Here is a 12,062-nt window from a genome sequence, read left to right as displayed (position 1 = left end):
CAAGCTCTCTTCTTCGGATCAGTAAGCTATTGACTACTTTTCGAACTCTTTTGTGAGTACAACTATGGACTGCTGAAATATAGATTTTAGTTTGTCGAAGCTTGTCTGTATCATAACCAGATCAACATGGCTACCTGCGTACTCTTCAATCTTTTTTAGCAGTCCCTGCTCTTTTACCCCCATCAAAGCAAAAGAACTGCTTATCTTGTGAGCTCTTTTCTTGATTAGGTCATAGTCCCCTTCCCGAACCGCATTCTCAATAATATTCATCTCTTCCGGAGTCTTGGAAAGATACATTTCTATCATTTCCTTCTCAAACTCCCTGGACCCATCCGAGAAGTTCTTCAGGTAAGTCAGGTCTATCACACTTTCCGCTATATCCGCTTCCTCTTCCTGATTCGAAGTCACTTTCCCCGCACTTGTATAGTGAGTGATTGTATCGTAAAGCTCTTTGGCAGAAAATGGCTTTACCAGAAAACTATTTATACCCGCCTCGTAAATAGGGGCACTCGAGTCTCCCACAGAACAGGCCATCATAGCCACTATCGGTATGGAGATATGCAGCTTTTTACGGATGTATTCAATGGTGTCGTATACATCGCTTTCAGAGCTATGTATATCCATCAGAATGACATCGTACCGGTTGGTTTTTACTTTCTCGATGGCAGCCTTTCCGTTTTCGGCCTGGTCAGTTATAAACCCGAAGTTGCTTAGTATGTCAATAGACTTCTCCTGGTTGAGCCGATCGTCTTCTACCACCAGTACTCTTACTTCCTTGTAAAGCGATTCGTACTGTTCCAGCTTTTTTCGGTCTTGTTTAGACACCAGGTGCGAAGCAGTTTCCTGTGCCAATACCCGAAGCAAAAACCGCTGCTCTACGGTGAGCTTATTAGGTTTACGATCTAGTATAGAGAATACTCCCAGCGAGGTTCCCCGGGAATCTATGATTGGGTAACCTGCATAAAAACGAATGGCACCAGGCCCGGAGACATCCAGACTATTCTTGAATCGGGTATCTTCAGTAATGTCCTCTACCTCCAGTAATGTGCTACTACTGAGAGTATACGTACAGAAAGCATTGAGATGTTCCTGGAGATTATGGTCCTGTTTTGGTTGTACAACCGTTTTTTCCTCATCAATAAGTGTAATTAATGAAACAGGTACCTTACAGATAACGGAGGCTAGCTGAGTCAGCCGATCAAATTCTGGTTCAGCTACTGTGTCCAGCACTTTATAGCTCGTTGAGGCTTGTGTTTGCTGGGGTACATGAGCTGATACCGGTAGTGTGTTTAGCATATAGTGTATAATTTATTAAAATAGTGGGTCCGGGTCTGTATTAGCCCTGTATGCGTGATAGCTGGCAGCAGGCTCAGAGTTAGCTCTTCCCCCCTGTTCGGCTGCTACCTTTTGTATTCCAAAATCAAGCTTTGTCTTAAGTATCAACCGCTCCAGTGTCGCACACCGCTCATAGACGCTACTATGTAAAGACCATACAAGCTGATGGCATTGCTACTGTAATAGAACTACTATACAAGCAGCAATCACTCCTTTACAGTAGTGTCTAGAATCCTCAGAAAATAATAACACATGCACCTCTGCAAGCAGGAGGAGGTATCTGCCGGGCTGAATGACAGGCGGTAGTGAACTACAGGTAATTGCAAGCGGCAATTTGCCAGCCTTAGTCCTGACAGCACCCATCTAATCAACGGATTGCGCTTCAAAACTTAAACAGGATCAGCAGGCAGGTTCTCCATCAAAAGCAAAGAGTATGCCAAATATGGACCTATTTATAAAGCTATAACTACCTGCTAGTAACGTGTTGTCTGATAGGTACCAGCTGCAACACATTCATACGTTTTTAATTTATTTCTGGAGCCTGCTGAAGTACTTGTGTGTACAGGGAGTCATATGATAGCAGGAGTCCGCTCGCCTAATCTGCATACCGGAAGTGATACCATTGAAAATACTTCATTATCTTGCGGTCCTAGTCAAAAGACCGACGCATGACATTCCGACGTTTCGTAGAACTCTGGACACACCGTTACCATAAGTACTCTCATATATTCAAAGCTCATGCTCTGGGCTATCAGGCATGGCTTCACTTCTCCCGGAAGAAACAGCAACTACCAAAAGGTGCCGAACTGGTGGCCGTAGTACGCACGGAGCATTTTGGGGACATAGTCGCAGCCGAGCCTCTGTCACGTCATATCCGGGCGTTGCACCCAAAGGCACACATTGTGTGGTTTGTGAAGCCAGCCTTTAGAGAGCTGGTTGAGACCAATCCGAATGTGGATGAAGCGCACGGAGAATTTTGTGTGACGGAGCGAAGAGTGCTGCTGGAGACCAACATTTTTGATAAAGTATATCCGCTACAGTTCCGGAACAATAACCACTGCCCCAAGTGTCAGGTATTCCTGGATAACACTATCGCGGATGCGGCGGGAATCAATGTACATACCTATTTTAACTACGGAAATCTGCTCGAAGTATTTGCCCAGACAGGCGGCGTAACTATGCCTGCCGATGATCAGCCACGCCTGTACCTGCAGGACCGGCACCGGCAGAAAGTAGATGCGATGAACCTACCCAACTCTTTTATAGTCATTCACTGCCAATCCAATTATGCCCCCAAAGACTGGCCCGCTACGCGCTGGGTGGAGCTGGTCAACTGGCTACTGGATACCTACCCCTACCAGGTAGTAGAGATAGGTTTGCGCAGCAATCTGGATATACAGCGGGAGGGCTACCATAACCTGTGTGGCAAGCTGAGCATTCTGGAAACGGGCGAAGTAATACGCCGTGCTACCTACTTTATCGGTCTCGACAGCGGCCCTTCGCACCTGGCCAATGCCACGGGTACTTATGGCTTTGTACTGATGGGAGCGCTGGGTGACTTCCCCGCTTACAACCCGTACTCGGGCAGCTACGGAAGGGGCGAAAACTGTGTCCTGATCCGGGAGGAAGGTAAGCCTTGTGCGCAGCTACCCGTCGAGAAGGTAAAACAACCCATTGCCGATGTACTATCCAAAGAGGTACTTAAAGGTTAGACAGCGTAATTACGGGCTCCGAATATAGCACTACCCACGCGCACCAGGGTACTACCTTCCTCTACGGCTATGTGGTAGTCGCTGCTCATGCCCATAGAGAGTTCCCGCATAGTGATCCGCTCACTTTGGTACGTCCTGAATTGTTCAAACAGGCTTTTGAGCCGCCTGAACTCCTTGCGTATCTGAGCCTCGTCATCTGTATTGGTAGCCATTCCCATCAGTCCTACGATACGTATGCCGGTAATAAATTCAAGCTCGGGGGAGGTAAGTATCTCAATAGCCTCTTCTTCTAACAGTCCGAATTTAGACTCCTCCTCGGCGATGTACATCTGCAGCAGACAGTCAATAACCCGGTCGGCCTTAGCGGCTTGTTTATTGATTTCTTTTAGGAGCTTGAAGCTGTCTACAGAATGAATCAGCGACACAAAAGGGACTATGTACTTTATCTTATTGGACTGCAGGTGCCCGATCATATGCCACTCGATATCTTTGGGCATGGCCTCGTGCTTGGCTACCATTTCCTGCACCTTATTTTCACCGTACCGCTTAAAACCCGCTTCGTACGCTTCCATTAATACCTCCACGGGCTTTGTTTTGGTCACAGCTACCAGGCGGGCTCTTTCGCCCAGCCCTTCTTCGATATGTACAATATTCGCTTTAATGCTCATTTTGGTATACTATTACTGGTATTGCCCGCAGGCGCTAAAAATTTATAATAAAATATTACGTTATATTTGTCCGGATAATGTTTTCTACTCAAGTAATAACTATATTAAGTTCACGACCCATAATCTCTGACTCCGTATGGATTACAATCAAGAACAGAAGCAAGATCGTAAAAATCTTCTGTGGGCCGCTCTGGCCGTATTAGCTCTTCTTAACTTGGTGCTGCTGTACTTTTTCTATCAGGAAAGACAGGAAAATGTAAACAAAGATACAATCATTGCCGCCAAGACCGAAGAAGTACTTAATACCAAAACCAAGCTGGACTCCATCTCGGTACAATTGGACGCCAAAATTGCGGAAATTCAGCAACTCGGAGGCAGCGTAGACTCGCTGGTAGCGCTGAAAGATCAGCTCGAAAGAGACAAGCAGAACTTAAGAATCAGCAATGCATCATCAATAAAGCAGTATGAATCTAAAATCAGATCCTACGAAGCTGTACTGGCGCAGAAAGATCAGGATATCCGCCGCCTGAAGGAAGAACTGGGGATTGTTACCAGCCGCAACGAAGAGCTTAACCAGCAGGTAACCGGCCTGCAGAGCGAGCGTCAGGCGCTCAGCGACTCGGTCACTAACTACTCGAGCCGTAACCGCGAGCTGAGTGAAAAGGTAAGCCTGGCATCGGCATTAAGAGCGGAGGAAATTTCAGTCAATGCCATCACTACCAAAGGCAAAGAACGCGATGGAGGCCGCTACAGAGCCCGCCAGATCGACAAGATCAAGGTGAACTTCCGCCTCGGTGAGAACGCCATTGCCCAGCAGAATCAGAAAGAAATATACCTGCGTATTCTGGATCCTAACGGAGCGGTACTTTCGGATATGGCTACCAGCTCAGGCGCTTTTATGCACAACGGCCGCGAAATCCTGTATAGCTCCAAAGAAGCGGTGAACTTTACCAACAGCCGACAGCCCGTTGATATTGTGTACGGTCGGGGTGGTACCCCTTTCAAGGAAGGCAAATACACCGTAGAATTATACAGTGAAGGCTTCAAAATCGGTCAGACCGACTTCACCGTCAGATAATAGGATCAGTTTCAGCGATTAATATTCAGGATAGGGCTTGGAATTATGCGCTCCAAGCCCTATTTTTGCACCCTCATTTTGAGATAAAAGCATAAATATTTTACTTTCAAACAATTACCGTATGTCTAAGCAGTATGAAACGGTGTTCATTTTAACTCCCATCTTATCTGAGGCCCAGATGAGGGACGCCGTTGACAAGTTTCGCGATATCCTTACCAACAATGGTGCGAAGCTGGTGCATGAGGAAAACTGGGGATTGCGCAAGCTGGCCTACCCTATTCAGAAGAAAAACACTGGTTACTACCAGCTGTTTGAGTACACAAACGAAGGTCCGGTTATTGACACGCTCGAGACTGAGTTCCGCCGTGATGAGCGCGTAATGCGTTTCTTGACCATTGCTCTTGATAAGCACGCTATCGCCTATAACGAGAAGAAGCGCAAGGGTCTGGTAGGTAGAAAGAAGGAAGAAGCAACTGAAACAAAAACCGAAAACGAAGCATAAGCTATGACACTCGTGAACGAACCGGTTGAAAAGAACGTCAACCGCAAAAAATATTGCCGCTTCAAGAAGTCCGGCATCAAATACATCGATTACAAAGATCCTAACTTCCTGCTGAAGCTCGTCAACGAGCAAGGTAAGATCCTGCCTCGCCGCCTTACCGGTACTAGCCTAAAGTACCAGCGTAAAGTATCACAGGCCATTAAGCGGTCACGTCAACTGGCGCTGCTACCGTTCGTAACCGATCAATTGAAATAATAAAGGAAGGAGGTAGTCTAACACATGGAAATCATACTATTGACAGATATAGCCGGAGTAGGATACAAGAACGACATCGTAAGCGTAAAAGCTGGCTATGGTCGTAACTATCTGATCCCTCAGGGCTACGCTGTGCTGGCCAACACAACCAATCGCAAGATTGCTAACGAAAATATTCGTCAGGCCTCACACAAAGCGGAAAAACTTAAGAATGATGCAGAAGCGATTGCTGCTGGCATCGGCAACATGACCATCAACATCCCTGCAGTAGTAGGTGAAAGCGGCCGTATCTTCGGTCGTGTTACCAACACACAGGTAGCTGATGCTCTGAAAGCTAAAGGCTTCGACATCGACCGCAAGAAAATCACAGTAGACGACGTGAAGAGCGTTGGTACCTATACTGCCGTGATCGACCTGCACAAAGAAGTAAAGCACAATGTTACATTCAACGTAGTACCTGCTGAAGAGTAGTACTTTCCTTGAAGTATCACGTATTAATAGCAACCCTCTGATGGGTTGCTATTTTTTTTGCAGAAAAGTAGTTTCCTCAGGAACAACTCTTGGAAATAAAGCTGTTACTTTGTTACTATCAGTCACAAGTATAGAAGGCAATTGCCACAACTCAACCCTCAGCCGATCGTTTTTTAAGTTCCAATGCATCTGTACATTCATATTCCTTTTTGCAGGCAAGCCTGTCACTACTGCGACTTTCACTTCAGTACCAATACTGAGCGTAAACGTGAGATCACAGAAGCCATAGCCCGGGAGATCGTCCTGCGAAAAGAATACCTGCCTACGCCCGAAATACATACTATCTATCTGGGAGGAGGTACTCCTTCCCTGCTGGATGAAGAAGAACTGTCCCTGCTGCTCAATACTATCCATACCCACTTCTCAGTACGATCCACCGCCGAGATTACTCTGGAGGCCAATCCCGATGACCTGACGGATCAAAAGCTGGAGCAGTTTGTGAAGGCCGGTGTCAATCGCCTTAGTATCGGAATACAGTCGTTTGATGAAGCGCACCTGAAGCACCTGCATCGTATACATACTGCCGTGGAAGCTGGCGACAGCGTAAAGCGGGCACAGGACCTTGGCATCACCAATATTTCCGTGGATCTGATCTACGCCGTACCGGCTCCCGACCATACTATTCTGGAAAAAGATGTACAAAAGGTACTGGCTCTTGATGTACCTCATATTTCGGCCTATTGTCTTACGGTAGAGCCACAGACGGTATTTGGTAACTGGCTCAAAAAAGGGAAGATCAAGCCCATTGACGAAGAATTCGCAGCCCGGCAGTTTGAATACGTGGTAAAATCACTAGCCGAAGGCGGCTATGAGCAATATGAGATCTCTAACTTTGCCCGCAATAGCCACTACAGCCGCCACAACAGCGCCTACTGGCAGCGCAGGCCCTACCTAGGTGTAGGTCCCAGTGCCCACTCGTATAATGGCACCAGCCGACAGTACAATATTAGCAATAATGCGCAGTACCTGACGGCCCTGCACAAAGGTGAAATACCGACTACCATCGAACAGCTCACCCCGGCCGATCAGGTCAACGAGTACCTGCTAACGGGCCTGCGTACCAAATGGGGCTGCCGGCTGGATATGCTGAGTGAACTTTCGAACGGTAACTTTCTGGCGCGCCAGGGCAAAGAAATCTTCCGCCTGATCGAAAGCGGATGGCTCTACCTCCACGACGAAACACTACTTCTGACCGAGTCCGGCAAGCTATTCGCTGACCGCATTACCAGTGAGTTATTTCTGGATTAGGGCCCGCTGGCACTATTTTGTTGAACTTCTCTGCTGTCCGGCCTCCGGCCTGATGATATTGCTAACGAGAGATTCAACTAAATGAAAAACCTACTTCCACTCCTGCTCTTACTAATCAGTACCGGCTCGGGCCTGTGGGCCCAAGGTAATCAGTCCAATAAAGAACCTAACCTGGGCATTAATCTGGAAGGATACTCCTACCCTTACCCGGTCCACTTCCATTCGTTCAGCTCGCAGAGGGAGTCCCTGCGGATGGCCTATATGTATCAGAAGACTTCCGGGTCGCGTAAGGGTACGGTGGTACTGATGCACGGCAAGAACTTCAATGGTGCCTACTGGGGCGAAACCATGAAGTACCTGCTGGATAGTGGCTATGATGTATTTGTACCGGATCAGATTGGCTTTGGCAAGTCCACCAAGCCCGACTACTACCACTACACTTTTCAGCAGCTTGCTCTCAACACCAAAAATATTATCGACTCCCTGGGCATCAACAAAATCATAGTACTTGGACATTCCATGGGAGGTATGCTGGCTACGCGCTATGCCCTGATGTTTCCGGAGCAGGTGGAGAAGCTGATCCTGGAAAATCCAATCGGGTTGGAAGACTGGAAACTGAAAGTACCTTATCAGCCCGTTGAGAGCTGGTATAAGAGCGAGCTCAAAAAGACCTACGAAGGGATCAGGAAGTACATGCTGACCAGCTACTACGATAATAAATGGAAGCCGGAGTACGATCCGTGGCTCAACCTGCTGGCGGCCGTACTGGAAAGCCCCGACTACCCGCGCTACGCCTGGAACGCGGCCCTCACCTACGACATGATCTTTACGCAGCCGGTACGCCACGAATTTAAGTACCTCAAAGTACCTACTGTACTCATCATTGGACAGCGGGATAAAACAGCACTAGGCAAAGATCTGGTCAGTGAGGCCGTAGCCAAGACCATGGGTAACTACGCCACGCTGGATCAGGAGGTAGCCTCTGAAATTCCCAACAGCCGACTCCTCGAATTGGAAGAGATCGGCCACCTCCCCCACATCGAGAACTTCCAGCTATTCAAAGAGCAGCTTAACAAAGCACTGGGAAAGTAGTACCTATTAATAAAAAAGAAGAGGCTACCTGTGTTTTACAGGTAGCCTCTTGTATAATGGTACTATGTAATTACTTTTTCTTCTCCATCAGTGCCTCCACAGCCGTGGCCAGGTACACCATAGGAGCATTCCAGTTGATGGCTATCTCGTTGGAAGCATAAGAGCAATCATCATCCGTAAATGACTCATCGGCGTAGCTGCTGGTGTACGTCTTGCACTTATCCTGCTGACCCGGATTAGGTCCGCCGGAGAGCAGTCCTGGTACGGGCTCTTCCTGGGTATCAGCCACTGATGGCCGATGGTGAGGACGCATAGGCGTTTTATCCCCAAAGCCGGTCAGGAACGAGTATCCGGTGGCGTTACGCCCCAGGATGTAGTCCAGATTACCAAGAGCAGCATGGAGGAACTTACGATCACCGCTAAGCTGATAAGCCTGAACGAGCGCAATACCTTGGTTAGCCGCTACGGCGCTGCTTCCCCAGATATAGTCTCCCTTGGTCCGGCCCATAACGGTATGATACGGCTGCTTGTCCAGATCCGTAAGCAGATCGTTGGCAAACTTCAGGAGTACCTGCTTCGCCTGATTGTAGTACTGAGCTCCACCGGCAGGTAGCTTTTTCTGAGAGCGGACAAGCGTATAGTAGGCCAGTGCCCTCACCTGATTCCAGGAAGGCAACGACAGGGGAGTGTCAGGAAAAAGATTGATTCCATCCAGGTACTTTTGATCTCCGGTGGTTACGTACATCTCAGTAGCCGCCCATATCCACTCATCCTGGCCGCTGCGGTCCTGGTAGCTACCGGTAGTCACGTCCGGATCAAAGTTCTTGTTCATCTCATTCTGATCGTACAGTACCTCCGGATTTTTCTTCACCCAGTCCCAGCCCTTGAGTGCGGCCGTACGACAGGAGTCAGCCAGTCCCGGTAGCTCCTTTTTATAATTATCCAGAATACGTGCCGCCTGAGCCGTTACAGCTATAAAATCGAGCGTAGCGATGGTATTCTTCTGAATGACGTACCGGGGCTTTTTAGCCTTATCCGGCATAATCATTCCTTCAAAGCTGGGGGTAGTTAGCTTGTGGTAGACCCCTCCATCGTTGGGGTCCTGCATGGTCAGCATCCAGCGCAGGTTGTAGACTACCTCGTCGAGCAGGTCAGGTACCTGATTACCGCTTTCAGGGATGTTGACGTCAAACTGTCGGGTGTACTGCGGGAAATCCTCATACAGCGACAGCAGAGTCCCCATCGTAATACCTGAATTGACTATGTACTTATTGTAGTCCCCGGCGTCGTACCAGCCCCTGGGGGAAGAGATCACCGTCCCGGCCGGGCGCTCGGCCGAAGCCGCTGACGGATGAATCAAAACACGATCGTCGGGATGGCCAGCCGGACGAGCCCACTTTCCGGCGTACTTTTCGGGCAAAGCCGTAGAGACTCGCTGGAAGTAGAATCCTTTGAGTGAGCCGGCTGCCACGTCACGGTGTACAGCGGGCTTAATGGAGAAAGCGTATGAGGTACCTACTCCCGGTATCTCTACTACATAGTCTCCCTTTTTTGTGAAGTTGGAAAAATCAGCAATGCGGCTCTTCTTGCCCGAATGCTGATTGGCACGGGGGGCACTCAGGGTACCTTTGTAGACTACCTTGTTGCTCCCGGCCTCCTTTATTTGAAACGCCCCCTGGGCTGCATCCCCCACGACGACAGCCACCTTGGGCGCGTCAGGATAAAAACCAATCTGATTTAGACGAATCTTCTCGGTAGGTGTCTGAGCTACTGCAGAACCGATGGTTCCGGCCAGTAGTACCAGTATAACCTTATGCATATAGAGTTGAAAATATAATTGTGCGGCCAGAAACTGAAATAATAGATCCTACTAAGCCCGCTTAGGACCTACCGAATCATATACGATCACCTTCTCCCACAGATGTGAGTAGTCATCTACAAATTTTAGGTGAATAGGATGCTTCTGATACACTTCCTGCTCTTCCAGATTATCAAAGAAGCACAACCACGAGATAGAATATCCGCGCTCAATCACATCCCGGTTGGTAGTAGCCGGCGTACCGATGTGTACCATCCGAATCGTAGGTACCTTGGAGAGCTTCTCCAGTCCTTCCAGCAGCTTGGCTTTATCCGCGGCACTACCCGCATTCTTCAGATAGAAATATACATGGTGGACAAACAGTTCTTTTTTGGGGGCTGCCTCTGTGGATGCAATCGCTGCGGTGGCAGCCGCTGTGGTAGCAGCAATAGCACCAGTAGCAATGGTAGTACCAACACCGGCCAGAGCCGATGCCTTCAAAAACTTACGACGGGACGTGTTTTTCATTGTTTAATAAGATAGTATGAATTCAGAGTATAAAGAGAATAAGCCCTTAAAAGTACTCAAATTAAGCCTATACAAAAAGCCACGGACTGATCCGTGGCTTTTTGTATAGGCTTCCGATAGTATAGCAACTACTACTTCATCTTCGCAAACTCAGCTTCCAGCGCCTTCATGTCGGCATCAGAAAGGTGATCCGAATCTACGACCAGCCGGTAGCGGAAAGTTGTCGACTCGCCATTATTTAGCTTAAAATTAAGTGCTTCCTTGCCGTTGGTAAATGCTTTGGCTCCCAGCGGATTTACAGCAAACAGACCATAGCCACGCGCATGCCAATAAGCAGGGTACCCTACATTTTTGGGATGGTCAATAATAGCCACGCTTATTTTCTCCTCACCAATCTTACCACGCAGGTTCACCCAACTAGCCCTTTTAGACCATACGTCTTCGCCTTCTACTCCCTCACTGCTACGGTAGTTACCCGTTATTCCTTTATTGTTCATGGCGGGTACCTTAGTAGCTACTCCACTGGCATCGGTATAGATCTCCGGCTTATTGGAGGGGTGCTCCAGCTCCCGTGCTACCCGTATGGCAAACATACCATCCTTAACATCCGGGAACTCCACCTCACCGTTGGCGGCAGTCAGGGTAGTGATGCGGTCAATAACCCGACGCTCACCCAACGCGCCAAAGATGTAAGTCGTGTTTTCCTTTAGCATCACTTTACCATCCTTATCCAGCCAGTCTGCAGTAACGACTAGCTCGCCCTTGCGTTTGCCACTCTTCATGGACTTGATACCGGTATGGACGATGGTCCCGTAGGTACTGCCCGGCCTGGGAGGCGTGTTGGAGTTATTCCAGAAATCGTGCTTGTTGACGTCTTCGTAGTTGAGCCACACACCTACGTGGTGCGGGTGGTCGACGCGCTCGCCCGGGCGCGGGTCCATTGGCCAGCCTCGGGTTACGAGTGTACCGTGCGATGTTCTTACAGGATATAGTACGGCTTTCTTGAGCTTATCAGGCCCAGGATAGATGTAGGAAGTAAATGTCTTACCATCTACGATTACGTCTACTTTTTTGTCCGCTTCGTTATGAATAAGGTCTACCTTCTGGGCACTGGCAGCACTCACCATCAGGGCCAGCGAAAGGGTTGCCGCAGCCTTGGCAGCAGTTAGTGTATTCATTTTCACAGCTATTAGTAGTTATGGGTTGAATAAAATCCGGAACGTCCATCAGGCCGAATAGTACCTGACCTGATCGGATAGCGTATCCTAAGGCCAAACTTACAAGTGAAGAGGTTAATTTGAGTAAGTAAGTATCA

Annotated in this window: 12 protein-coding genes; 7 read left to right on the top strand and 5 right to left on the bottom strand. The window is 48.5% G+C overall.

Going from position 1 to position 12,062, the window contains the following annotated elements; all coding sequences use genetic code 11:
• Positions 1 to 33 precede the first annotated feature (33 nt).
• A complete protein-coding gene (locus JUB14_RS08060; protein WP_207505349.1) occupies positions 34 to 1,296 on the bottom strand; it encodes a response regulator in 1,263 nt (420 codons plus the stop codon).
• 707 nt (positions 1,297 to 2,003) lie between these two features.
• On the opposite strand from JUB14_RS08060, the gene JUB14_RS08055 reads away from it, so the two are divergent.
• Complete coding sequence (locus JUB14_RS08055) at positions 2,004 to 3,047, top strand: glycosyltransferase family 9 protein (protein ID WP_207505348.1); 1,044 nt, start codon at positions 2,004 to 2,006, stop codon at positions 3,045 to 3,047.
• On the opposite strand, the gene JUB14_RS08050 is transcribed toward JUB14_RS08055, so the two are convergent.
• A complete protein-coding gene (locus JUB14_RS08050) occupies positions 3,044 to 3,715 on the bottom strand; it encodes a YggS family pyridoxal phosphate-dependent enzyme (RefSeq protein ID WP_207505347.1) in 672 nt (223 codons plus the stop codon). The two genes, JUB14_RS08055 and JUB14_RS08050, sit on opposite strands and share 4 nt — an antisense overlap.
• A gap of 136 nt (positions 3,716 to 3,851) precedes the next feature.
• On the opposite strand from JUB14_RS08050, the gene JUB14_RS08045 reads away from it, so the two are divergent.
• The 6 genes from JUB14_RS08045 to JUB14_RS08020 all read left to right on the top strand — a co-directional run bounded on the left by JUB14_RS08045 (position 3,852) and on the right by JUB14_RS08020 (position 8,421).
• Complete coding sequence (locus JUB14_RS08045) at positions 3,852 to 4,793, top strand: DUF8428 domain-containing protein (protein ID WP_207505346.1); 942 nt, start codon at positions 3,852 to 3,854, stop codon at positions 4,791 to 4,793.
• Positions 4,794 to 4,914: 121 nt separating this feature from the next.
• Positions 4,915 to 5,295 carry a 30S ribosomal protein S6 gene (rpsF, locus tag JUB14_RS08040; RefSeq protein ID WP_207505345.1) on the top strand — a complete coding sequence of 127 codons (381 nt, stop codon included), beginning with the start codon at positions 4,915 to 4,917 and terminating at the stop codon, positions 5,293 to 5,295.
• A gap of 3 nt (positions 5,296 to 5,298) precedes the next feature.
• Entirely contained in the window at positions 5,299 to 5,550 is a 252-nt protein-coding gene (rpsR, locus tag JUB14_RS08035; RefSeq protein WP_207505344.1) for a 30S ribosomal protein S18, read from the top strand.
• Positions 5,551 to 5,574: 24 nt separating this feature from the next.
• Positions 5,575 to 6,021, top strand: coding sequence for a 50S ribosomal protein L9 (rplI, locus tag JUB14_RS08030; protein WP_207505343.1), 447 nt, complete (start codon positions 5,575 to 5,577; stop codon positions 6,019 to 6,021).
• Positions 6,022 to 6,204: 183 nt separating this feature from the next.
• On the top strand, positions 6,205 to 7,329 hold the full coding sequence (gene hemW / locus JUB14_RS08025; protein WP_207505342.1) for a radical SAM family heme chaperone HemW: 1,125 nt from the start codon (positions 6,205 to 6,207) through the stop codon (positions 7,327 to 7,329).
• Between the two features lie 81 nt (positions 7,330 to 7,410).
• Positions 7,411 to 8,421, top strand: coding sequence for an alpha/beta fold hydrolase (locus JUB14_RS08020; RefSeq protein WP_207505341.1), 1,011 nt, complete (start codon positions 7,411 to 7,413; stop codon positions 8,419 to 8,421).
• 70 nt (positions 8,422 to 8,491) lie between these two features.
• Here the strand turns inward: JUB14_RS08020 and JUB14_RS08015 are convergent, their stop codons facing one another.
• The 3 genes from JUB14_RS08015 to JUB14_RS08005 form a co-directional block, all read right to left on the bottom strand.
• Positions 8,492 to 10,240, bottom strand: a complete 1,749-nt coding sequence (locus tag JUB14_RS08015; protein ID WP_207505340.1) for a glycoside hydrolase family 9 protein — start codon at positions 10,238 to 10,240, stop codon at positions 8,492 to 8,494.
• A 51-nt stretch (positions 10,241 to 10,291) separates the two neighbouring features.
• Positions 10,292 to 10,747, bottom strand: a complete 456-nt coding sequence (locus JUB14_RS08010; protein ID WP_207505339.1) for a Dabb family protein — start codon at positions 10,745 to 10,747, stop codon at positions 10,292 to 10,294.
• A 131-nt stretch (positions 10,748 to 10,878) separates the two neighbouring features.
• Entirely contained in the window at positions 10,879 to 11,925 is a 1,047-nt protein-coding gene (locus JUB14_RS08005; protein ID WP_229367582.1) for a DUF6807 domain-containing protein, read from the bottom strand.
• Positions 11,926 to 12,062 lie beyond the last annotated feature (137 nt).

Origin of the sequence: Telluribacter humicola, assembly GCF_017355935.1 — a bacterium.
GTDB classification, from domain to species: domain Bacteria; phylum Bacteroidota; class Bacteroidia; order Cytophagales; family Spirosomataceae; genus Telluribacter; species Telluribacter humicola.
The sequence above is the reverse complement of the archived record's forward strand: the minus strand, read 5'-3'. Positions and strand labels throughout refer to the sequence as shown.